We start from the raw sequence: 22183 nt of genomic DNA, 5'->3' as shown, positions 1-22183 counted from the left end.
TCTTAAATATGACAACACATTCCAATGATTTCCCAAAAATTTTATCATATCATGCTTTTTACACTGTATAACTTGATAAATAATTTTCAGAAAACAAAAAAGCCAACAAAAATTTTTGTTGGCTTTTTCATATTTTAGTAATAACCATACTGCTCTTTTTCTTCTCTTTTATCGTTCAAAATAACACCTAGTAGTTTTCCTGATGCTTTATCTAATATTTGTTTCGCTTTTACGATTTTATCTTTTTCTGTCTTTTCACTTCGTACAACGAGTACGATTCCATCACATTTATTCGCAAGTATTTGTGCATCTGTAACCGCAAGGACAGGTGGTGTATCAATTAATATAATATCAAACATGTTATATGCTTCTAGCAACGCCTCGTCCATTGCCCGGCTCCCTAATAGTTCTGCTGGGTTTGGCGGGATTGGACCTGCTGCCATTAAGTATACGTTCTCTATATCTGTTTTTTGAATGCATTGCATAAGTTTCGCTTGTCCTGATAATAAGTTTGTTAATCCATTTGAACTATGAATAGCAAATAAGTTTTGTATCGTCGGCTTCCGCAAGTCAGCTCCAATTAATAAAACTTTCTTTCCTTGTTGTCCGAAAACAACTGCTAAGTTTGAGATTGTCGTTGTTTTCCCATCACCTGGATCGGCTGAAGTAACAATAATAGAACGAACATGATTATCTACAGATGTAAACTCAATGTTTGTACGAATGTTACGGTATTGTTCTGTAATACGCGATTTAGGCTCTTTATGTGTAATTAATTGTCGTAATGGTTTTCTTTTCTTTCTCCCGAACATATTCATAATCTCCTTTTGTGAAATGCGACATTTCCCTTTTCTCTCTCTTATGCTCGATTTCATACGTCTAATTAATATTTTTGCTGAGTTCCCCACATTTCATCATAATCAATAACATTCTACTTTGTCTTATTTAAGTACCTTAACAATATGACAATGCCCTTATTTCTTTATTACCTTTATCACTTATCCTGTTTTCTAGATAAACAATAAAGTAAGCATATGGTAATTACCATCTATTTACAAGTAATTTTCTGATTAGTTTGTATATTATCGTTTCATCGTTATATAGCGGAAATTAAAAAAATCTCCTTGTCTTTTTACAAGGAGATTTTTTAGTACTATCTATTCTTTTTTATCACCAATCGCAAATGTAATTTCTGCCTCACATGCAACTTCACCATCTACTGTTGCGATTGCTTTTCCTTTTCCAATCGGGCCGCGTACGCGTGTCATTTCTACTTCTAGACGAAGCTGATCACCTGGGCGTACTTGTTTTTTGAAACGGCAATTGTCGATACCTGCAAAGAAAGCAAGTCTTCCGCGGTTTTCTTCTTTCTTTAATACTGCAACTGCTCCGACTTGTGCTAATGCTTCTACAATAAGTACACCAGGCATAACTGCATAGTCAGGGAAGTGTCCGTTAAAGAATTCTTCATTTGCAGATACATTTTTAATCCCAACCGCTCTTTTTCCTTCATCTACTTCTAATATTTTATCAACAAGTAAAAATGGATAGCGGTGAGGAATGATTTCTTTAATTTGTTCTATATTTAGCATGTAACAATCGCCCCTTTTGTAATATTGGTCTTACCACTTGGACATATTGCTATTATCCCATTTTGTTTATTGTTTGTCATTACAAAGTAACATTTTATATTTAGCACAACTTCCTAAAAAAAATGCACACACTCTATTCCATTAAAATAGTTGCACATTTTTGCAACTGACACGGAGGTGGAAAAGAGTGTATGCCCAAATTAGGGAAAGGCAATATGTATTGAAACATTATTTGCCTTAATGTCGTATTCGACTCATTATATTATAAACGTTTTCAATTAAGGAAATATTAAATTTAACCATATATATGAATATTTTACCTGTTTCCTTCATATTTCTCTATTTTCCTTCCATTTTCGCAAAAAAACAAAATAAAAAAATAAAAAAAACAAAAAAAGAACTAAGGCATTAGCCTTAGTTCTTTCAAATTATCTCAAAGCACGCTTTGGTAATCTGTCGATATTCTCTAACATAATACCTGTACCAACCGCAACGCAGTGCATTGGGTTTTCAGCAATTAATACTGGTACTTTTAGTTCTTCTGCTAGAAGCATGTCGATACCGTGTAGTAAAGCTCCACCGCCTGTTAGAATAACACCGCGGTCGATGATATCTGCAGATAATTCTGGTGGTGTGCGCTCTAATACACCTTTTGCAGCTTGTACAATAACAGCTGCATTTTCTTTTAATGCTTCTGTAATTTCTTCAGAGCATACTGTAATTGTACGTGGTAAGCCTGTTACCATGTCACGTCCGCGAATTTCAAGTTCTTCGCTACGTGCACCTGGGAATACTGTACCAACTTTAATTTTAATATCTTCTGAAGTACGTTCTCCGATTAATAGCTTATACTTACGTTTAATATAGTTTAAGATCTCCATATCAAACTTATCGCCAGCCATTTTGATAGAGGAAGAGGTAACAATATCACCCATAGATAGTACAGCGATATCTGTTGTACCTCCACCAATATCAACAACCATGTTACCGCTTGGTTGGAAGATTTCCATACCAGCACCAACTGCGGCTACTTTTGGTTCTTCTTCTAAAAATACTGTTTTACCACCTGAACGTTCAGCAGCTTCACGAATTGCTTTTTGTTCTACTGATGTAATATTTGTTGGACAACAAATTAAAATACGAGGTTTTGAAAAGAAGCTCTTTACGTCCAATTTGTTAATGAAATACTTTAACATTGCTTCTGTAATTTCGAAGTCTGCGATTACACCATCTTTAAGTGGACGAATTGCTACAATATTACCAGGCGTACGTCCCACCATGCTTCTCGCTTCTTCACCTACTGCTAATACTTTACCACTATTACGATCAATCGCCACAACAGATGGCTCATTTAATACAATACCCTTACCTTTAACATGAATTAATACGTTAGCCGTACCTAGGTCAATTCCGATATCTCGCGCAAACATTCCCGTTTTTTCCTCCTCGATATTCAAAATCAGGTTACACCCGAATTCTTTTCACCTAATTTCTGATTTTATCATAAATTTAACAGAAACGTAATATTCGCAAAAAGAATTCTTCTGAAAAATATTACCGAATGTGAACGGAATGTTTGCTACCGTAACATTATTGACGTACAGGCTTCTCTACATCTTCTTTTCTATACTTTTGTTTTGTTGCTTCTCCCCCTCTTAAATGACGAATAGACTTATGATAATCAAGAATTTCTTTCACTTCATTTGCGAGCTCTGGATTAATTTCTGGTAGACGTTCTGTTAAATCTTTATGGACTGTACTCTTTGATACCCCAAATTCCTTTGCAATGACACGCACTGTCTTTCTTGTCTCCACGATATACTTACCAATCTTGATAGTTCTCTCTTTGATGTAATCGTGCACACCACTCGCCTCCCTAATTTGGATGTGAGAAGGGTGAAATGAGCCTCGCTGCATACGACTAAGAAGTAAGTGTGAGTGCTGTTTGTAAGCGTTAAACATTCTTGGATTTATAATGAAATGATTCACGATTTCTCACCTCAAACACTCTCTTTGCTTTGGTTTATACCATTGTATTGCCCGCACTACTGATATATGCTACATGTTCACTATTTTTGCGGACTAAGTTAAGAAAAATTACGTTTTTTGTGAGAAATACGTTAAAACTGACTATTATAGCGAAAAAAAATGACACCTTATATATAAGGTGTCATTCTTCTCGTTCCAATTCTTCTTCTAACAATTGATGGTGGGGAACCTCTTTCTTACCGGCAATGTAATAATATAAAGTGAATAAAACAAACAATAAAATAATAGCAGTCGACAGAACAAACAAAAATGACACAGTATCCCCTCCCTTTTGTAATATATATTCGAGAATCTCGTCATTTTTCCTTGTTATTGCAACTTTTTTCTCGAAATTGAGTATTTTTATATAAAAATAAAAAAATCAGCTCCCCTAGTGGGAACTGATTTTTTCACTTTCTTATTCTTGTGAAGAAGAATCGTTAGATGATTCTGTAGAACCATTTGTTGATTTTTCTTCTTTCTTCGGTTCTTCTTTTTTGTCACTAGTTGAACCGCTTGTTGATTTCTCTTCTTTTTGAGACTTGTCTTCTGTTTTACTTTCAGGTTTCGTGCTCGTTGACTTCTCTTCTTTTTGAGATTTGTCATCAGCTTTTTTACCAGAAGCATTCGTAGCCTTTGCAGCACCTGCATCAGCTTTAATTTCTGTTACTGATTTATTTAAGTAACGTTCAGGGTTCACAGCCACATTGTCTTTACGTACTTCAAAGTGAACGTGAGAACCTGCCTCTTTATTCATTGCACTTAGACCGGATGTTCCTAATACTTCACCTTGTGCAACTCTTGCACCTTTTTCTACTTTCACACTGCCTAAGCTTTGATAAGATACCGCTACACCATTTCCACTATCAACTGTTACAACATAACCAAGAAGTGAATCTTTTTCAGCTTTCGTTACTGTACCACTTAAAGCAGCAGCAACATTGAATTCTTTTCCATTCTTCGCAGCAATGTCAATTCCTTTGTTCGGGGAATATGTGTTGTTATAAAAGACAAGTGCTTTTTCTTGTTCCGCCTCAGTTGCTGCATCTTCATAGAATTTCTTCTGTACGACTACTTCCGCATTCGCGGCAGCTGGCATTTTCACTACTTCTGAAGATTTTGTTACTGGTACTGCTGGATCTTCCGATTGTGTATACGGTGTTGCTTGATCGTGGTTTGGAGTCTTCTTCGGATTAGCTCCTTGGAACCATAGCGCAACCATTAAGATTACCGCTGCACAAGCAATGTATAGTGCCGGAAACACCCATCTTTTTTGAAATAAATGTACTACCTTTTGCGACTTTTTATTATTTCTTCCTCGCATTCCATCATCACCTCAGCAATCATTTTGAACAATATTCACGTATCCTATACAACGTATAACTAATTACTTTTCGACAAAATCTGTAAAAATATGTATAAGAATTGCAAAATTTCCGAGGAAATGATAGAAAAAAGAAAAAACTGAGCGTTTCGGCTCAGTTTTTAGTCTAATTGTTCCTTTTTATATACGATTAAACATACAAAGAGCGATATAATAAGCCAAACTGCAACATTTAATACATGCCCACTAATACTACTAAATCCCGCCCCACCTACTAAGCTGTTAAGTGCTTTCACAATATGAGATGTTGGAAGATATCCAATCATCGTCTTAATTACTTTATTTTCAACCATTGGCTCAAACTGTACAGCCAAATACATCGTCATTAATATCGGCATTCCAATTATTGATGTTTGTGGTACAGATGCAGCTAACAATCCAATCATTGTTCCAATCACAATAAATAAAATTGTTCCACATAAGAAAATAAATCCTAGCAATAATAGATTTCCACTGAATTGATCCAAAATAAATAAGTTCACAATACAAATGCCCAATGTCAAACATACTGTTAATATACTTTTTCCAATTAGAACTTCAACCGAAGATGCCGGTGATAGCATTAATACACGTAATGTATGTTTTTCTTTTTCTTCTGCAATTATCATAGATTGAACAAAGCCTGCGACAAATAGGAAGGCCGTTATAGTAGTAATGCCTAACATTTCCTTTCCCACTCCAAATCTGCTAAACAAAAATGAAAGTATAATTGGTAAAAATGCCATTAACAACACTTGTGAATTTGTCTTAAAATCATGTACTTCTTTTCTAAAAATAGCTGATACACGTCTCATTGAAAATGTCATTATAATCCCCTCCCAGTAACTTCAATAAAGATATCGCCTAAAGTTGGTTCGTGTGAATGAATGGATAGTAATTCTCCTTTGTTCATCCATTCTGAAATACGTTTTGCACCTAATTCATCTTTTTGTACCGTTTCTTTCTTCTTATCCTTTAACACGACTTGTATTTGATCTTTCGCGTATTGTAAGCGAAGGTTCTCCGGTGTATCAAGTGCTACAATCTCTCCGCCACACAGGAAGGCAATGCGGTTACAAAGCGTTTCTGCTTCGTCCATGTTGTGAGTCGTTAAGAAAATCGTCGTTCCTTCTTTATTTAAGTCTTTTAAGATTTTATGAATGTTTTGTACGTTTACTGGATCAAGTGCAGATGTTGGTTCGTCTAAGAAGAGGATATCTGGTTTATGAAGGATTGCTCTTGCTAGTGTGACGCGTTGCTTCATTCCCTTTGATAATTTTTTTACTGGTGTTTTTTTATCATCTAATAAATTCACTTGTGCTAGTACTTCATCGATTCGTTCTTTTTTGCAATCATATAAGTCACAAAATAATAGTAAGTTATCATAAATGCTAAGTCTTTCATATAAGCCGCTGTTATCTGTTAAAATACCAATTCGTTTGTAATCGATGCTACTTGGTCCTGTAATATCTTTCCCTAATACTCTTACCGTTCCAACACTATGAAGCAATTGAGAAGTTAAAATTTTTACTGTTGTCGTCTTACCAGATCCACTCGGTCCAAGGAATCCGAATATCTCTCCTTGCTTCACCTCAATATTTACATTTCGAAGTGCCGTTTTTCCACTGAAACTTTTCATTACATCTTTCATTTCAATTGCCAATGTCATTTCTTCATCCCCTTTGTTTTTCTTCTTTATAGATGAAAGTCGCTTTAGCGCTTTTCGTTCGTTTGTTTCGCTTTTCTTGACTCAATCATATGAAAAACAAAGGGTAGGCGCATTAAAATACCGGTAAAAGGAGTATTTTTACCGGTGAATGAATCGCATGTTGAGCTTATTGGAGCACTTTTATAGTCCAATAACACCTTTTAATTCATCCATTCGTCCTTTTGAAAGCGGGATTGAACTTTTTCTTTCGTCGTCTAAAATTAAGCTAAAACTGTTACGAGTCCAAGTAATCACTTCTCGCACTCTTTGTAAATTCACAAGGTACGAGCGATGACATCTAAAGAAACCAAAACCTGTTAACCTTGCTTCTAGTTCACCTAATGTTAAAGCGCATACGAAATCTCCTTCACGAACGTGAATATGTGTTACTCCGTTTTGTGTTTCAATGAAATGGATTTCCATCGGATCAAGTAAAATGATTTTATCGTTCACTTTCGCAGGTATTCTTTCTAACTTCATTTGCGGAATTATTTGAACGACCTTCTCTTCATCGACTTCTTCCACTTCCTCTTGTTCAATTTCTACTTTTTTCACACAATCGTTGTTTAATATGTATACATCCTCTGTTAACGAAAGGGCATCCGATAGGAAAGATGACGTAATAAAAATTGCCTTTCCTTGTTCTTTCATTTTCATAATTGCTTTTCGAATAATAACCGTACTCTCTATATCTACATTTTGCTCCGGTTCTTCCAAAATGATTAAATCCGGATTATGAATCATCACTCGCCCAATATGAAGACGACGCTTCTCTGAAAATGATAGTTTTTCTATTTTAACGTTTAGCTTATCTAGGAGACCAACAGACTGCACAACTTCTTCTATACTTATCTTTGATTCATAAAGCCCTATTAAAAACTTAAAGTATTCCTTCACCTTCAAACGATCATATGCTTCATCCTTCAAAAAACAAAAGCCTATGCGGGAATAATTTTTCTTTCCAATTGCTTCCCCTTCAAACAGTACGTTGCCAGTTGAAGCTTCTTCTTGACCAATAATAATGCGGTGTAACACTTTAGCTGTATGATTATTGCATTGCAAAACAATACATTGCCCTTTTTCAACCTTTAGCTCCATTTCCGGTAACTGGTTCGCCTTCCCTAACTGTTTCAACTCTAGTAACGCCATTTCATTTCCCCCAAATGCCTTTTTATCCTATTATATCAAACAGTTAATGGAAAATTATGATATTTTAAACAGAAAAAAATAGGTGCCAGAGTTCTGACACCTATTTCTTCACCATCAGTTTTCCTTCATAATCATTCATCGTCTTTATTTCAACGCCTTTATAGTAATGAGCGACGATATCTGTATATTTCTTTCCTTCCGCTGCCATGCCGTTCGCCCCGTATTGACTCATACCAACGCCGTGACCGAACCCTTTCGTCGTAACGATGATTTTATCTCCTTGTTGTTTCCACGTGAAATCAGAAGAACGTAAATCTAACTTTTCACGAACTTCTTTTCCTGTTAATGTTTTTCCTTGAAAAGCTACATCCTTTACGCGCTTTCCTTCCGTAAGGTCTTTAATATTTCCAACCTTCCCGTCTGCTAGCACTTTCACACCGAGACGTTTTTGAAAATCAGCTACTGTAAATGTTTGCTCGCTCGTAAACTTTGGAGAGGCTTGATCCCACGGACTATCTACACTTTTCAAGTACGGATAATCATTTCCCCAATAGTCAGCTGCATTTTCTGTTCGGCCATTACTCGTTGAAAAGAAGGTTGCTGAAATTGGTTTTCCATCATACGTTAAAACTTGTCCTGCTGTTTTCGAAACGGCTTCTTCGATTTTCTTCAAATTATTTTCGTAGTTATTACCCCATTGCTTCTTCAATTCATCTTTGCTTTTGTACACTTGATCTTTCACCGTATCTGTCACGTCCGCATTATTTTTCTTTCCTCCGCTTAGCATACGTTGTACTACAAATGTTCTCGCTGCTAATGCCTGCGCCTTTAGTGCCTCTATTTCAAAACTGGCATTCATCTCAGAAGCTACTACACCTGTCACATACTCCTCCACTGGTAATGTTTCTACCTTCTTCTGTTTTTCGCGATATACAGCAACTTGAACAGCTGTATCTACTTTTCCTGGAGCTGGTATGCTTTCTATCGCTGGAGGAGTTTTAGAGGCTGTTTCTTCCCCTACTTTTGCTTTCGCAAATGGAATAACAAGGGCTGCAGGTACAATGATAACGAGCGCTATTAAGAGCGCTACTGTAATAAAAAGTGGCTTTGAAAATTTCATCCTATTTTCCCCCAATATAAAAGCTTTACTCCATTCATTCTTATGGAACAACTCTTTCTTTTAGAACATACTTAAGGGGAAGAGTATAAAACAGAAATTTTCTAAATATTTTTACTGGTACGTGCATAAGTATAGAATTTATTGACTATAACAGTAATAACCCAAAAAATAGCCCCTATGTCAAAAGACATAGAGACTATTTCAATTAAGCGTGAAGATCAGAAACTTCTTGTTCTTTCACTTCTTCTACTTTTTCGTTTACACGTTCAATAGTTGCACCTAATGCAGCTAATTTCTTATGGAAGTTTACATAGCCACGGTCAAGATGTTTTAACTCAGTTACACGAGTATAACCTTCTGATACTAAACCAGCTAAGATTAATGCAGCTGCAGCACGTAAGTCAGTTGCTGCTACTTCAGCACCTTGTAAGCTGTTTGGACCGTTCATAATAACAGAACGACCTTCAATTTTAATATCAGCATTCATACGACGGAATTCTTCAACGTGCATAAAGCGGTTTTCGAATACCGTTTCTGTAATCATGCTTGTTCCATCAGCTTGTAGTAATAATGCCATCATTTGTGATTGCATGTCTGTTGGGAAACCTGGGTGAGGCATAGTTTTAATATCAACCGCTTTTAACTTATCTGGGCCGATAACACGTACACCTTCGTTTTCCTCAATAATTTTAACACCCATTTCTTCCATTTTCGCTGTAATTGAGCGTAAATGTTCAGGTACAGCATTTTCAATTAAGATGTCTCCACCAGTAATTGCTGCTGCAACCATGAATGTTCCCGCTTCAATACGGTCAGGAATAATAGAGTGGTTTGCACCATATAATTTATCAACGCCTTCGATACGAATCGTTCCAGTTCCAGCTCCGCGTACTTTCGCTCCCATCGCATTTAAGAAGTTAGCTAAGTCAACGATTTCTGGTTCTTTCGCTGCGTTTTCAAGAATTGTTGTCCCTTTTGCTAATGTAGCTGCAGACATAATGTTTTCTGTCGCGCCTACGCTTGGGAAGTCTAAGTAGATTTTAGCTCCTTTTAGTTCTCCCTCAACATATGCCTCAACAAAACCGTTACCAACCTGTACTTTTGCTCCCATTGCTTCGAAGCCTTTTAAATGTTGGTCAATTGGACGTGAACCAATTGCACATCCACCAGGAAGTGCAATACGAGCACGACCGTTACGTGCTAATAATGGTCCCATTACTTGAACAGATGCACGCATTTTACGTACATATTCAAATGGTGCTTCAATGTTTAGTTCTTTAGAAGAATCGATTGTTACTTGATTATTTTCAAATACGACTTCAGCATTTAAATGACGTAATACCTCATTAATTGTGTATACATCAGACAAAACTGGTACTTCAGATAGTACATTCTTTCCATCACTCGCTAATAGGGCTGCAGCGATTATAGGTAATACAGCATTTTTTGCGCCCTCAACACGCACTGTGCCGTTTAACCGCTTTCCGCCACGGACGATGATCTTTTCCAAATTATTCCCCTCCGTGTCCTTTTTTCAGTATCTATTCACTCAATACTCAGAAGTTATGATCGGTGTGCCAACCACAATTGTATCTTTGTTGTCTGTAGAACGTATTGCTATTTGCACATTTATTTTCTCTCTATTTGTTGAAAGAGCGTCATCCCACTTTTTATTGTATGCGGAGACTGACACAAATGCTCTTTCTTCTACTTGTTCGATCGCTCTTGCTGAAAGATCTTTCAAAACCTGATTGGTTTTATTTTGCAAAACACCTTCAATCTTATCATTCAGTACACCTTGAACACAAGTGTAAATTATAGGTTTTTCACTAAAAATTTTATTCATGTTTTGAACATACTTCGGGTCCCATTTCGCCCCACTTACTTCAAAGATAATGAAAGTGTTTTCTTTAGTATTTTCTTTACTCCAAGTTACTACTACTCGTTCTTCATAAGAAGAAAGCTTTTTATAGGATGTAGCTTTATATCCATCTGGAGATTGCTCTACTTCCCACTTTTGAATATTTGCCTTTTCCTTCACATCGTTTAACAACTTTTGAAACGTATGTATGTTAGAAATTGTTTTTGTTTCTCTCGCTAACCATGACCATTTTTCTACTTTAGCATCATTTTTCTCTAAAGCCTTGATCATGCTCTCCATTTTCTGTTCATCGCTTATCGGTTTCATCTCTCTATATCCAACCAAAAATAAAACAACACTAAGTGCAACAATAAGAATGGCTTTAAGCTTCAATTTCATCCCCTCCTATCCCCATTGTTAACGGAGATTTGAGGTTCTATACACTTACTTTACTAAATACGTTAAACTCTTCGAATAGCCTAAATAATCAAGGAAAAAGTTACTTACAGATGTCCCAATTGCAATTGTAATTAAGATGAGTAATACTCGCGTCTGCAGCACTTTTCCGGACTTCATTAAACGCTCAATGTGAATGCCTTGTAAGGCCCACCACGTAATGGTAATAAACAATAAATGCGAAACAATGGCAATCAGTGCTTGTTGCCCTAAAAGTTGTGCCAAAAAATCGACCCCTTTTTACTCAGCTACTACTTATGAAAGAATATAAAAACGATACCATAATAAGTAGGAGCTACACTTTTTCAAATGCACATAGACATCTTACATTTTACATCGTGATTTTCTTTCCAAAAACGTATATCTACATTACAAGTTAACACAAAATAAAAAGCGCAGAGTACTGACTCCACACCTTTTATTTTCACTATTGTACCACGTTCCCTAAGAAGAAGAAATCTTTCATTAATGGAAAATATTCATAAAAGAAATTGTACCCAATCATCGGCATAATCCCTAGTATTACAATCGAAATTGCACAAAGACTCATAACAACCTTTATATTTAACGGTAACCGTATCCTCTCTTCTGTCTCTCCTGTGCGGAAAAACATTTGTTGTAAAATACGGAAATAATATACGAATGAAACAACTGTCGTACCCATCATAATCGAAGCTAGTACGTAATGTGCTGGCTCTACATGAAGCGCGCCTAAAAAGATGTTAATCTTTCCAATGAAGCCAGCCGTTCCTGGTATCCCAGCCAGCGATAAAATAAAGATTGTCATCATAATCGCTGCAAATGGTGACCTTTTATATAAACCTGTGAAAATTGTTATATTTTCCTCATCATTTTGTAAGATTAAGCCGTGGATGATAGCAAATGCACCTATATTCATAAGCATGTATGCCAGCATATAAAACCACATGCTATCCATCGTAAATGGTGATAATGCTACAAGTGGAACGAGTAAATACCCTGCATGAGCAATGCCCGAATAAGCAAATAAACGCTTTATATTGTATTGTTTTAACGCAACTACATTCCCAACAATCATCGTAATACTTGCTAACACCGCGATATATATACTCATATGCCCATATAAAGATTGCATATCTCCTTGTATTAATACACTTGCAAAAACCATAAGGAACAAACGAATAATGAGCAGGAACCCAGCAATTTTAGAAATCGTTCCAAGAAAAGCAGTAACTGGTGTAGCCGCTCCTTCATACACATCAGGTGCCCACATATGAAACGGCACTGTGGCAATTTTAAATGAGAGACCGACTAGCAATAAAAGAAATGCGAGAGCTAACAATAACTGAATACCACTAGCGAGTTCCCCAGTGAGTACCTTTTGCATATCTACAATGTTAGTTGAACCTGTAATACCGTATAAATAACTCATTCCGAAGAGCGTAATCGCCGTTCCAATTCCTCCGCTAATGACGTATTTCATTGCCGCTTCATTTGATGCACGGCTCTTTTTTCGTATTCCTACTAAAATATAAGAAGAAAGTGAAAGTAACTCCAAACCAACGAAAAGGGTAATGAAATCAACACTAGAAGCCATGAACATCGCACCAAGAAGTGCCATTAAAAATAAGTAATAATATTCACCCTTATCTTCAATTGGATTCTTCTTATCATCGCTCATTGCGGTGCATAAAATGAGAGCTGAGGCACCTAATAGCAACGTTTTAAACCCTTTTGAAAATCCATCTAACACAAACGATCCATTTAAAATATCTCCTGCTGGTTCGCTATATAGAGTAATTAATGACACGATTGCTAATACGATGGCAGCAATCGCACCAAGAGCTACATATCTATGGTTCAGCTTAAAAAACAAATCACATATGGAAAGAAGGATGGCGGCGCCGAGAATAATAAATTCTGGCACCATTAGATGCCACGATAAGCTAAGTAACGTATTCATATCCATCCTACTTCACCCCCAATGTTTTCAATGTATTTTGAAGCGGATCCCCTAGTAACTCTGGCATAACTCCAATTGCAATAATACAAAAGATAAGTAGTAAAACAGGGACATACTCCCATCCGTGTATATCAGATTTTTCTTCCCACTCTTTCTTTCCAAATGTCACTTGAAGTGTCGCCCTTAATACGTATACAGCGGTTAAAATGATGCCAATCACACCGACTGCAGCAATGACGGGCTCTCCTTGAAATAAACCGAGAAAGGCAAGAAATTCACTAACAAACCCAGACATCCCTGGTAATCCAAGCGATGCCATTCCTCCTGCTAAAAAGAATCCGCTAAGTATCGGTACACTTTTCGCAAGTCCGCCTAGCACCGTAATGTCCGAAGTTCCAAATCGTTGTTCTATAACACCCAGTAGGAAGAAGAGCAAGGCTGCAATTAAACCATGTGATACAACTTGGAATAACGCTCCTTGTGTACCAGGTGCATTAAGTGACGCAAGTCCCATTAACACAATTCCCATATGCGAAATACTAGAGTAAGCCAGTACTTTCCTAAAGTCCGTTTGGATGAGCGCTAAAAAGGCACCGTATAATAAATTAATTACGCCTAATATCGCAATTAGCGTTGCAACATCGTGAAAATATTCCGGGAATAGCCCTTTCCCGAAGCGAATAATACCGTACGCTCCAATCTTTAGCAAAACACCCGCATGAAGCATAACTACAGCTGGATGCGCTTCTATGTGTACATTGACCATCCAGCGGTGCAACGGAAAAACAGGTAGTTTAATTGCAAAAGCAATCATTATGGCAATAAATACACTAAGCTGCAAACTACTTGGGATGACGAGTGCTCCCTCTGCACTTACGCTTCTTAATATCTCTTTCAGCTCCACAATATTTGTTGTACCTGTTTTCGCGAACAAAATTGAGAAAACAATGAGCAAAATAGCTGAGCCAATACCGTTATATATTAAATAACTATACGCAGCCTTTTCACTCGACAATTTTCCCCACTTTCCAATTAATAAGAACATTGGTGGCAACGTAATTTCAAAGAAGATAAAAAACAACATTAAGTTTTGAGCAGCAAAGACGCCGAGCATTCCTATTTCTAGCATAAGTAACAGCATATAAAATGCTTTTAAGTTTCTTTTAATAGAAAAGGCTGCAATTGCTGCAAGCATCGCTAGAAGAGCCGTCAGTACCATCATGACAAGCGACAAACCATCAATACCGAGCTCGTAATAAATAGAAAACCACCTTTTATCCACCGCTGTAAAATCTCCAAACTTAATCCATTTCACCTTTTCATCAAATAGTGACAAATTCTTTCCAGAAGCATATGTACAAGCGAGGACGATAGCAATTCCAAATGGAAGTGCCGTCCCAAATAAGCCAAGCGCCCGCACTGTACGTAATTCCTTTTTCGGTGTTAATACAAGCAATAAAATTCCTAAAAGCGGGGAAAAAATGAAGAACGTTAACAACAAATCATTCATCGTAAATCCCCTCCCGTATAGAGCAAAATAATGACGAGTACAGCGAGCGAAACCGCCGTTACAGTACCGTACACTTGTACATTCCCGTTTTGAAGTTTCGATCCAAGATTACTTGTGCCTTTAACTACACTTGAAATTAAAACTGCAATTCCTTCGACTACATACACTTCAAATAAGCGAAGCACATGAGCGATTCCTTTCGTAATAGGGATCACCGTCATGTTGTATAGTTCATCCACATAATATTTTTCTTTCAAAAGATTATAAAGAGATGTTTCCGTACCCCCAGCCCAATCTCTAGAAATTGATTTCTTGCCATATATGAAATATGCAAGAGCGATTCCCGCAAATGAAACGAGTGTCGCAACAATCATAATCCAAACTGGTCCATGCGCTTCTTCAACCTTAAACCCTACATCTTTCGTCAACCAATCTCCGAGAAATGTCCCAAACCATGGTGTATTTATATATCCTGCCACTACCGCAAGAACGCCGAGAACAATCATTGGATACGTCATAACGCGAGGCGATTCATGCACTTCTTCCTTCGTCTTCGTTTCTCCAGTAAAGACAAGAAAGTAAAGGCGGAACATATAAAATGCTGTTAAAAACGCCGCAATTACTGCTAAAGTAAATAAAACGTAATTGCCATTCATCCACGTCGCCGCTAAAATTTCATCTTTGCTGAAAAAACCGGAAAGCAGCGGAACACCGCTAATGGCAAGGGTACCTATTAAAAATAGCGTACCAGTTACTTTCATCTTCTTCTGTAAACCGCCCATTTTATTAATGTTTTGCGTATGCACAGCATGAATTACACTTCCTGCTGCCAAAAATAGTAGTGCTTTAAAAAAAGCGTGTGTCGTTAAATGGAATATACCAGCTACATAGCCGGCAGAACCTAACGCGAGCATCATATACCCGAGCTGGCTAACTGTAGAATAAGCAAGCACCCTCTTTATATCTGTTTGCACAAGACCAATAGAGGCCGCAAAGATTGCAGTGAAAGCTCCAACGATTGCCACTGTCTGCATCGCCACTGTACTTGCTGAAAATAGAGGGAACATCGTCGCTACTAAATATACGCCAGCTGCCACCATCGTCGCCGCGTGAATAAGTGCCGAAACGGGCGTTGGCCCTTCCATTGCATCTGGCAACCACGTATGAAGCGGGAACTGACCTGATTTCCCCATCGCCCCGATAAAAATCAATATCGCTGTTATTGTAATCATGTAAGGAGGTAGATCCCCTGTATAAATCGCCCTAAATATTGCGTCATATTCAAAACTACCTGCGTACCAAAAAATTAAAATCATCCCGATAAATAAACCAACATCCCCAATACGGGTCATAATAAAAGCCTTTTTTGCAGCAGCCTTCGCTTCTTCTTTAAAGAAATAAAAACCGATAAGTAAAAATGAACCAAGGCCAACTAATTCCCAAAATATATAAAGCTGTAATAAATTCGTTGATATAACAAGCCCTAACATCGCAAATGTAAAGAGTCCTAAATATGCGTAAAAGGTTGGTAATCGTTCATCACCTTTCATATAACCTTTCGAATACACATGTACAAGTAGACTCACAAGCGTCACGATAAATAACATTAAAGCTCCTAATGCAGTCACCTCAAAGCCGAATGATATATCCACATCTCCAGCTCTAAGCCACACCCACTTATGCTTCACGCTTGCTTCTGAAAACCTTTCTATTAACACAAGTACCGCAAGTATAAAGGAGAGAAAGACGAAAAAAATACTAAGTACGCTGCTTCCTTCTCTAATTTTCTTCCCGAATATAATAAGTAACAAAAACGAAACGAGTGGGAAAAGCGGTATGAGCCATGCATAATCGATCATTGTTTCCTTCCCCCTTTTTCGGTCACAATGCTATCCTTTAAGCGTATCCATTTCATCCACCTGAACTGTTGTACGATTACGATATAAAGCAATTAAAATAGCGAGTCCTACCGCCGCTTCCGCTGCCGCTACAGCCATCGTAAACAGTGAAAAAATTTGACCTGTTAAATTCGGAAATAAGCCTAATTTACTAAACGCCACTAAGTTTAAATTGGCAGCATTCAGCATTAATTCGATACAAACTAATACGATTACTGTATTCCGCTTTGTTAAAGCTCCAAATAGACCGATGCAAAACAAAATAATCGCAAGTGTTAAATATGCAGAAGCTGGAACGCTACTCATTGGAATCCTCCTCTTTCTCATCCTTTTTCGCAAGTACAATCGCGCCAACGAGTGCTACAAGTAAAATAACTGAAGTTAGTTCAAATGGGATAATATATTTTGAATAGAGAAGCGTACCGATTTGAAGTGTGTTGTTTTCATGGAGAGGTAAACTTCCTTGTGTGCTTTCATTTGCAAAATCAACATTATTAACAGCGAAATACATAACCGCTCCAAATGCTACAACTGCAAAGAAGATAATCCATTTTCGAAGAGTAAGACGCGATTCATTTTCCGCGTTATGTTTCGTTAACATAATGCCGAAAATCATAATAATTGTGATTGCACCAGAGTAAAGTAAAATTTGTGCAACGCCTATAAATTCAGCTGATAAAAGAAAATACAAACCTGCAATGCTGAGAAATGTCAGAACGAGAGCTAGCATCATGTGCATAACTTTCGTTAAGTTCAACATAAGAACACCGCCGATAATTGCAGACAAGGATAGTATAAAGAATGCTACAAACTCGCCATTCATGCCTTGTTCTCCTTCCTGACGTTTTCGTCGTTTTCGTCAAGCCACTGCAAATTTTTAAATAAGTCATCACGTGAATATTCCGCGAGTTCAAAGTTATTTGTCATGACAATTGCCTCTGTCGGACAAACTTCTGTACATAAATCACAAAGAATACAAATTTCAAAATTAATATCATACGTGTCGATAATTTTTCCTTTTTTCGTAGGATCCGGATGTTTCTTTCCTGTTAACTGAATACAGTCTGTCGGACAAATGTTAGAGCACTGATTACAAACAATACATTTCTCCGGATAAAATTTTTGAATTCCACGAAAACGGTCTGGCAACGGCAACGGTTGATTCGGATAATCGTAAGTCACCTTCTTCTTACTCAAATTACTTAATGTATATTTTAATCCTTTAAATAGTCCTTTCATCTCTTACTGGCACCCCCCTCATAGATTAGAAGAATAACTCCTTAATCAATGCCGTTAAGAAAATATTCGCAAGTGCAATTGGCAATAATACTTTCCAGCCAAACTCCATTAACTGGTCACCTCTTATACGCGGAAACGTAACGCGGAACCAAATTAATAGAAAGACTACACTGCTAAATTTCAAAGCAAACCATACAGCTCCTGGGATAAATCCAAGGAACATAACTGGATTCCATCCACCTAAAAAGAGCACTGTAATTAAAGATGCCATCCCGAAGAAATATACGTACTCTGAAAGCATGAAAAACGCCCAGCGAAAACCTGAGTATTCCGTATGATATCCAGAAACAAGTTCTGACTCCGCTTCTGGCAAATCGAATGGCGTTCTATTTAACTCTGCAACTGCTGCGATTAAGAAAACGACGAAGCCAATTGGCTGTACGAAAATGTACCAAACCTTCTCCTGCGCCGCTACAATCTCATTTAAATTCAGACTACCAGCTAGCAAAACGATACCAATTACACTCATTACGAGCGGAATCTCATAAGAAATCATTTGCGCCGCCGCACGCATCCCTCCTAAAAGGGAATATTTATTATTCGATGCCCATCCCCCAGTTACAACACCTATCGTCGTAATACCGGAAACAGCGATATAATAAAGTAACCCGACTCCAATATCTGCAAATTGAAATTTATCAGTGAACGGGATAACTGCAAGCACCATAAATGCTGGTGCAAATGCAATGACAGGTGCTAATATAAACAGCGGTTTATCTGCTGCTTTCGGAATACTATCTTCTTTCAATAATAGTTTTAAAACATCAGCTACCGTTTGCAGTAAACCAAATCGGCCTCCAACCTGGTTTGGACCAATCCGCCCTTGCATAAACCCCATCACTTTCCGTTCTGCCAAGATTCCATATGTAACGAAGCCAAGGACTGCAAATAGTAGAAGTACCGCTAATCCGAAAAAAATGAAGAAATTCGTCCAGCTTGAAGGTGATTGTAAGAGCGTCTCAATCATTAGCCATCAACCTCCCCAAGTACAATATCAACTCCACCTAAAATCGTAATTAAATTAGCGATGTTTTCACCTTTCAATAACTTCGGTAAAATTTGCAAGTTATAAAAAGATGGCCTACGAAACTTCAAACGGTACGGCTCTTTCTTTCCGTCACTAGCGATATAACACCCAATCTCTCCGCGTGGCGATTCGATACGTACAAATGCTTCTCCCTTAGGTGCCTTAATAATTTTCGGTACTTTTGCCAGCACAGCTCCATCTTTCGGGAACTGCTGAACCGCTTGCTCAACAATCTTTAAAGACTCCTCGATTTCTTGCATTCGGCAAACGTAGCGATCCCAAGCATCTCCCACGCTTCCAACAGGAATATCAAAATCAAAACGATCATAAATCGAATACGGCTCATCTTTGCGAAGATCCCAGTTTACTCCAGTGCACCGCAAATTTGCTCCGCTTAAAGAATACGAAATCGCTTCTTCCGCGCTATATATACCAACGCCTTTCACACGATTTAAGAAAATCTCATTACCGCTAACAAGATCATGATAACCTGCCAATTGCTCTCTCATATACGGAACAAACTCTTCCACCTTTTCAATCCAACCATCTGGTGCATCCCACTTCACACCGCCAACTCTCATATAGTTAAAAGTAAGCCGTGCCCCGCATAATTCATTTAATAAATTTATAATCATCTCTCGTTCACGAAACGCGTACAAAAACGGGCTTACCGCTCCTATATCAAGAAGATTCGTCCCCCACCAAACGAGATGGCTCGCAATTCTTCCTAGCTCCATCGCAAGTACTCGCAAGTATTCGGCACGCTCCGGAATTTCAAGCCCCATCATCGTCTCTACAGCATGGCAAATGACGTAATTATTCGTCATGGCTGATAAATAGTCCATTCGATCTGTATAAGGGATAATTTGCGTATACTGTAAGCTCTCAGCGATCTTTTCCGTCCCGCGATGTAAATACCCAATAACAGGTGTAGCTTCTTTAATAATTTCCCCGTCAATTTTAATTACGAGCCTGAACACACCATGTGTACTCGGATGCTGAGGTCCTACATTCAAAAGCATCTCTTCCGTGCGGATCATAGCTACACCTCCACATCATACGGTTCATAGTCTTTTCTAAGCGGATATCCTACCCAATCCTCTGGCATTAAAATACGTGTTAAATTCGGATGCCCTTTAAATATAATGCCTAGCAAATCGTATGCTTCTCGCTCCGGCCAGTCGGCCCCCTTCCAAAGCGCTGTCACAGATTCGACTTGCGGTGCTTCCCGGTCTAGCTTTACCTTCACCGCTACCGATTGTTTCTTGCCATATGAAAACAAATGAACATACACTTCCATATGTGTCACAAAATCCGTCGCATGTAGCTCTGACATATAATTAAAAGCAAGTCCCTCATGGAATCGCAGTGACTCCATCACTTCATAATATTTTTCGGGATCCACCACAAGAGTTGGCACATCCTTTGACAGTTTATTAATGTAGGAATCTACTAATGCACCCTCTCCTAACTTCTCCCTAATAGCCTCAACATACTGATTTAAATACGGCTGATTTACGGACAGTTCTTCCTGCTTCGGCTCATCCTCTTTCTTACCTTCAGCCCCCTTTATCTTCGCTCTTGCAGCCGCTGCAATTGCCTTTGCCTTTTCATCTCCCGAATCCCCATCACCTTGCGAGGCTTTCTGCTTCGCCAATGCTGCCGCTTTTGCCTTGGCCGCTGCCACCGCCTTCGCCTTGGCTTTCGCTTTTTCTTCTTCCGTTACTTCTTCGGTTCCTTCTCTTTTCTGCTTCGCCAATGCTGCCTTCGCCTTGGCTTTCGCTTTTTCTTCTTCCGTTACTTCTTCTGTCCCTTCTCTTTTCTGCTTCGCTAACGCTGCCGCTTTTGCCTTGGCCGCTGCTGCTGCCTTCGCCTTGGCTTTCGCTTTTTCTTCTTCCGTTACTTCTTCTATTCCTTCTCTTTTCTGCTTCGCTAACGCCGCCGCTTTTGCTTTTGCAGCTGCTGCTGCCTTCGCCTTGGCTTTCGCTTTTTCTTCTTCCGTCACTTCTTCGGTTCCTTCTCTTTTCTGCTTCGCTAACGCCGCCGCTTTTGCTTTTGCAGCTGCTGCTGCACGTCGTTTTGCTTCTTCTATAGTAATATCATCTTTTTTTGGTAGCGCTTTCTCTTTTTCTTGATCTTCTTCCTCAAGCTCACTTATTTCCGCCTCGTGTTTCGCTACAAGGCGTTTTCTCGCTTCTTCTTTTGCACGCCTAGCTGCTTCTTTTTTCAGCTCCTCTAAATCTTTATTTGGATTGCTCATTTATTCGTCACCTGCTTCCCGGTCTTTGCTTCGTAACGAATTTTTTCTTTTAATTTATTAATTCCATAAATTAAAGCAGCTGGATTTGGGGGACAACCAGGAATATACACATCAACTGGTACAATTTGGTCTACACCTTTCACAACAGCATATGAATTTACATACGGACCACCTGCTGTTGCACAAGATCCCATCGCAATAACCCATTTCGGTTCGGGCATTTGATCATATAAGCGCCGAACAATAGGAGCCATCTTCTTCGTTACCGTTCCCGATACAATCATGACGTCCGATTGCCTTGGTGAAGTTCGAAAAAATGACCCAAATCGATCTAAATCATAATGTGATGAGCCTACTCCCATCATTTCAATTGCACAGCACGCCAGTCCGAATGTCATCGGCCATAAAGAATTGCTCCTCGCCCATCCTTTCAACTGTTCCAATGTAGAAAAAAAGATATTTCGTTCTAATTCTGCTCGCTCATTTGGATGTAATTCCTCAAAATTTATAACCATTGTAACACCTTCTTTTTCCAAGCATACGCTAATCCAACTAGCAACATTACAACAAAGATGAGCATTTCAATTAATGCAAATAAACCTAGCTTGTCATACGCAACAGCCCAAGGATATAAAAATAAAGTTTCTACATCAAAGATCACAAACAATAAAGCGAAAATATAATAACGAGCATGAAACCGAATATTTGCATCATGAAAAGGCTCAATTCCACTCTCATACGTCGTCGCCTTTGCTGCACTTGGTTTATTTGGGCGCAGCATCCTTCCTAATGTAAGAGCCACTACCGGCAGCAATATACCTAATAGCAAGAAAATCAAAACGATCATATAACTATTTTCATATACACTTGCCATTGTGAAACCCTCCCCCCTAAATTAAGAACAAGTTCACATAGTAAACAATATGTCCTAGTTGCAGTAATTATTATTTTTAAATTTTTCTAAATAATG

General features: G+C 38.2%; 24 protein-coding genes. All 24 read right to left on the bottom strand.

What is annotated here, in order from left to right:
- Positions 1-134: 134 nt before the first annotated feature.
- Entirely contained in the window at positions 135-812 is a 678-nt protein-coding gene (locus ACQGS6_RS09825; protein WP_061139594.1) for a CpsD/CapB family tyrosine-protein kinase, read from the bottom strand.
- Positions 813-1157: 345 nt separating this feature from the next.
- Entirely contained in the window at positions 1158-1592 is a 435-nt protein-coding gene (fabZ, locus tag ACQGS6_RS09820) for a 3-hydroxyacyl-ACP dehydratase FabZ (RefSeq protein ID WP_000931959.1), read from the bottom strand.
- Between the two features lie 428 nt (positions 1593-2020).
- Positions 2021-3022, bottom strand: coding sequence for a rod shape-determining protein (locus ACQGS6_RS09815; RefSeq protein WP_000457978.1), 1002 nt, complete (start codon positions 3020-3022; stop codon positions 2021-2023).
- Between the two features lie 160 nt (positions 3023-3182).
- The gene (spoIIID, locus tag ACQGS6_RS09810; protein WP_000544012.1) at positions 3183-3455 is read right to left on the bottom strand and encodes a sporulation transcriptional regulator SpoIIID; all 273 of its coding nucleotides are present in this window, start codon (positions 3453-3455) and stop codon (positions 3183-3185) included.
- 307 nt (positions 3456-3762) lie between these two features.
- Positions 3763-3897, bottom strand: coding sequence for a hypothetical protein (locus ACQGS6_RS09805; protein WP_000008903.1), 135 nt, complete (start codon positions 3895-3897; stop codon positions 3763-3765).
- 141 nt (positions 3898-4038) lie between these two features.
- Positions 4039-4944, bottom strand: a complete 906-nt coding sequence (locus tag ACQGS6_RS09800) for a M23 family metallopeptidase (RefSeq protein ID WP_001214926.1) — start codon at positions 4942-4944, stop codon at positions 4039-4041.
- Positions 4945-5105: 161 nt separating this feature from the next.
- Positions 5106-5810 (bottom strand): ABC transporter permease, encoded by a 705-nt coding sequence (locus ACQGS6_RS09795; protein WP_088046178.1) that lies wholly within the window; start codon positions 5808-5810, stop codon positions 5106-5108.
- Positions 5810-6652: an ABC transporter ATP-binding protein gene (locus ACQGS6_RS09790; RefSeq protein WP_000170864.1), complete on the bottom strand. Its 843-nt coding sequence runs from the start codon at positions 6650-6652 to the stop codon at positions 5810-5812. Before ACQGS6_RS09790 ends, ACQGS6_RS09795 begins: the two co-directional genes overlap by 1 nt.
- 180 nt (positions 6653-6832) lie before the next feature.
- Positions 6833-7840: a LytTR family transcriptional regulator DNA-binding domain-containing protein gene (locus ACQGS6_RS09785; RefSeq protein ID WP_070184494.1), complete on the bottom strand. Its 1008-nt coding sequence runs from the start codon at positions 7838-7840 to the stop codon at positions 6833-6835.
- A 100-nt stretch (positions 7841-7940) separates the two neighbouring features.
- Positions 7941-8960 (bottom strand): stage II sporulation protein D, encoded by a 1020-nt coding sequence (spoIID, locus tag ACQGS6_RS09780; protein WP_426965080.1) that lies wholly within the window; start codon positions 8958-8960, stop codon positions 7941-7943.
- Positions 8961-9165: 205 nt separating this feature from the next.
- A complete protein-coding gene (gene murA / locus ACQGS6_RS09775) occupies positions 9166-10470 on the bottom strand; it encodes a UDP-N-acetylglucosamine 1-carboxyvinyltransferase (RefSeq protein WP_000411274.1) in 1305 nt (434 codons plus the stop codon).
- A 39-nt stretch (positions 10471-10509) separates the two neighbouring features.
- A complete protein-coding gene (locus tag ACQGS6_RS09770; protein WP_000767916.1) occupies positions 10510-11214 on the bottom strand; it encodes a YwmB family TATA-box binding protein in 705 nt (234 codons plus the stop codon).
- A 51-nt stretch (positions 11215-11265) separates the two neighbouring features.
- Entirely contained in the window at positions 11266-11502 is a 237-nt protein-coding gene (locus ACQGS6_RS09765; protein WP_000057889.1) for a DUF1146 family protein, read from the bottom strand.
- A 202-nt stretch (positions 11503-11704) separates the two neighbouring features.
- Positions 11705-13219 (bottom strand): NADH-quinone oxidoreductase subunit NuoN, encoded by a 1515-nt coding sequence (nuoN, locus tag ACQGS6_RS09760; RefSeq protein ID WP_033668383.1) that lies wholly within the window; start codon positions 13217-13219, stop codon positions 11705-11707.
- A 7-nt stretch (positions 13220-13226) separates the two neighbouring features.
- A complete protein-coding gene (locus ACQGS6_RS09755; protein ID WP_000998932.1) occupies positions 13227-14729 on the bottom strand; it encodes an NADH-quinone oxidoreductase subunit M in 1503 nt (500 codons plus the stop codon).
- Positions 14726-16588, bottom strand: a complete 1863-nt coding sequence (gene nuoL, locus ACQGS6_RS09750; RefSeq protein ID WP_000568225.1) for an NADH-quinone oxidoreductase subunit L — start codon at positions 16586-16588, stop codon at positions 14726-14728. Before nuoL ends, ACQGS6_RS09755 begins: the two co-directional genes overlap by 4 nt.
- Before the next feature lie 30 nt (positions 16589-16618).
- Positions 16619-16933, bottom strand: coding sequence for an NADH-quinone oxidoreductase subunit NuoK (gene nuoK / locus ACQGS6_RS09745; protein ID WP_000100079.1), 315 nt, complete (start codon positions 16931-16933; stop codon positions 16619-16621).
- Positions 16926-17450 carry an NADH-quinone oxidoreductase subunit J gene (locus tag ACQGS6_RS09740; protein ID WP_001012814.1) on the bottom strand — a complete coding sequence of 175 codons (525 nt, stop codon included), beginning with the start codon at positions 17448-17450 and terminating at the stop codon, positions 16926-16928. Before ACQGS6_RS09740 ends, nuoK begins: the two co-directional genes overlap by 8 nt.
- Positions 17447-17866: an NADH-quinone oxidoreductase subunit NuoI gene (gene nuoI, locus ACQGS6_RS09735; RefSeq protein ID WP_000677191.1), complete on the bottom strand. Its 420-nt coding sequence runs from the start codon at positions 17864-17866 to the stop codon at positions 17447-17449. The genes ACQGS6_RS09740 and nuoI overlap by 4 nt, the downstream gene beginning before the upstream one ends.
- A gap of 25 nt (positions 17867-17891) precedes the next feature.
- A complete protein-coding gene (nuoH, locus tag ACQGS6_RS09730; RefSeq protein ID WP_000573426.1) occupies positions 17892-18893 on the bottom strand; it encodes an NADH-quinone oxidoreductase subunit NuoH in 1002 nt (333 codons plus the stop codon).
- Positions 18893-19993, bottom strand: coding sequence for an NADH-quinone oxidoreductase subunit NuoD (gene nuoD / locus ACQGS6_RS09725; protein ID WP_000621434.1), 1101 nt, complete (start codon positions 19991-19993; stop codon positions 18893-18895). Before nuoD ends, nuoH begins: the two co-directional genes overlap by 1 nt.
- Before the next feature lie 2 nt (positions 19994-19995).
- A complete protein-coding gene (locus ACQGS6_RS09720; protein ID WP_426965078.1) occupies positions 19996-21213 on the bottom strand; it encodes an NADH-quinone oxidoreductase subunit C in 1218 nt (405 codons plus the stop codon).
- Complete coding sequence (nuoB, locus tag ACQGS6_RS09715) at positions 21210-21728, bottom strand: NADH-quinone oxidoreductase subunit NuoB (protein ID WP_000236331.1); 519 nt, start codon at positions 21726-21728, stop codon at positions 21210-21212. Before nuoB ends, ACQGS6_RS09720 begins: the two co-directional genes overlap by 4 nt.
- Positions 21719-22087 carry an NADH-quinone oxidoreductase subunit NuoA gene (gene nuoA, locus ACQGS6_RS09710; RefSeq protein WP_000179273.1) on the bottom strand — a complete coding sequence of 123 codons (369 nt, stop codon included), beginning with the start codon at positions 22085-22087 and terminating at the stop codon, positions 21719-21721. Before nuoA ends, nuoB begins: the two co-directional genes overlap by 10 nt.
- Positions 22088-22183: the final 96 nt, after the last annotated feature.

The organism is Bacillus sp. GMs2/2 (assembly GCF_050172095.1).
GTDB lineage: Bacteria > Bacillota > Bacilli > Bacillales > Bacillaceae_G > Bacillus_A > Bacillus_A cereus.
The sequence above is the reverse complement of the archived record's forward strand: the minus strand, read 5'-3'. Positions and strand labels throughout refer to the sequence as shown.

Excerpts from the sequence above, each read along its gene's own strand:
- ACQGS6_RS09825 (WP_061139594.1), bottom strand. The coding sequence starts at position 812 with ATGTTCGGGAGAAAGAAAAGAAAACCATTACGACAATTAATTACACAT.
- fabZ (WP_000931959.1), bottom strand. The coding sequence starts at position 1,592 with ATGCTAAATATAGAACAAATTAAAGAAATCATTCCTCACCGCTATCCA.
- ACQGS6_RS09815 (WP_000457978.1), bottom strand. The coding sequence starts at position 3,022 with ATGTTTGCGCGAGATATCGGAATTGACCTAGGTACGGCTAACGTATTA.
- ACQGS6_RS09800 (WP_001214926.1), bottom strand. The coding sequence starts at position 4,944 with ATGCGAGGAAGAAATAATAAAAAGTCGCAAAAGGTAGTACATTTATTT.
- ACQGS6_RS09795 (WP_088046178.1), bottom strand. The coding sequence starts at position 5,810 with ATGACATTTTCAATGAGACGTGTATCAGCTATTTTTAGAAAAGAAGTA.
- ACQGS6_RS09790 (WP_000170864.1), bottom strand. The coding sequence starts at position 6,652 with ATGACATTGGCAATTGAAATGAAAGATGTAATGAAAAGTTTCAGTGGA.
- ACQGS6_RS09785 (WP_070184494.1), bottom strand. The coding sequence starts at position 7,840 with ATGGCGTTACTAGAGTTGAAACAGTTAGGGAAGGCGAACCAGTTACCG.
- spoIID (WP_426965080.1), bottom strand. The coding sequence starts at position 8,960 with ATGAAATTTTCAAAGCCACTTTTTATTACAGTAGCGCTCTTAATAGCG.
- nuoN (WP_033668383.1), bottom strand. The coding sequence starts at position 13,219 with ATGAATACGTTACTTAGCTTATCGTGGCATCTAATGGTGCCAGAATTT.
- ACQGS6_RS09755 (WP_000998932.1), bottom strand. The coding sequence starts at position 14,729 with ATGAATGATTTGTTGTTAACGTTCTTCATTTTTTCCCCGCTTTTAGGA.
- nuoL (WP_000568225.1), bottom strand. The coding sequence starts at position 16,588 with ATGATCGATTATGCATGGCTCATACCGCTTTTCCCACTCGTTTCGTTT.
- nuoK (WP_000100079.1), bottom strand. The coding sequence starts at position 16,933 with ATGAGTAGCGTTCCAGCTTCTGCATATTTAACACTTGCGATTATTTTG.
- ACQGS6_RS09740 (WP_001012814.1), bottom strand. The coding sequence starts at position 17,450 with ATGAATGGCGAGTTTGTAGCATTCTTTATACTATCCTTGTCTGCAATT.
- nuoI (WP_000677191.1), bottom strand. The coding sequence starts at position 17,866 with ATGAAAGGACTATTTAAAGGATTAAAATATACATTAAGTAATTTGAGT.
- nuoH (WP_000573426.1), bottom strand. The coding sequence starts at position 18,893 with ATGATTGAGACGCTCTTACAATCACCTTCAAGCTGGACGAATTTCTTC.
- nuoD (WP_000621434.1), bottom strand. The coding sequence starts at position 19,993 with ATGATCCGCACGGAAGAGATGCTTTTGAATGTAGGACCTCAGCATCCG.
- ACQGS6_RS09720 (WP_426965078.1), bottom strand. The coding sequence starts at position 21,213 with ATGAGCAATCCAAATAAAGATTTAGAGGAGCTGAAAAAAGAAGCAGCT.
- nuoB (WP_000236331.1), bottom strand. The coding sequence starts at position 21,728 with ATGGTTATAAATTTTGAGGAATTACATCCAAATGAGCGAGCAGAATTA.
- nuoA (WP_000179273.1), bottom strand. The coding sequence starts at position 22,087 with ATGGCAAGTGTATATGAAAATAGTTATATGATCGTTTTGATTTTCTTG.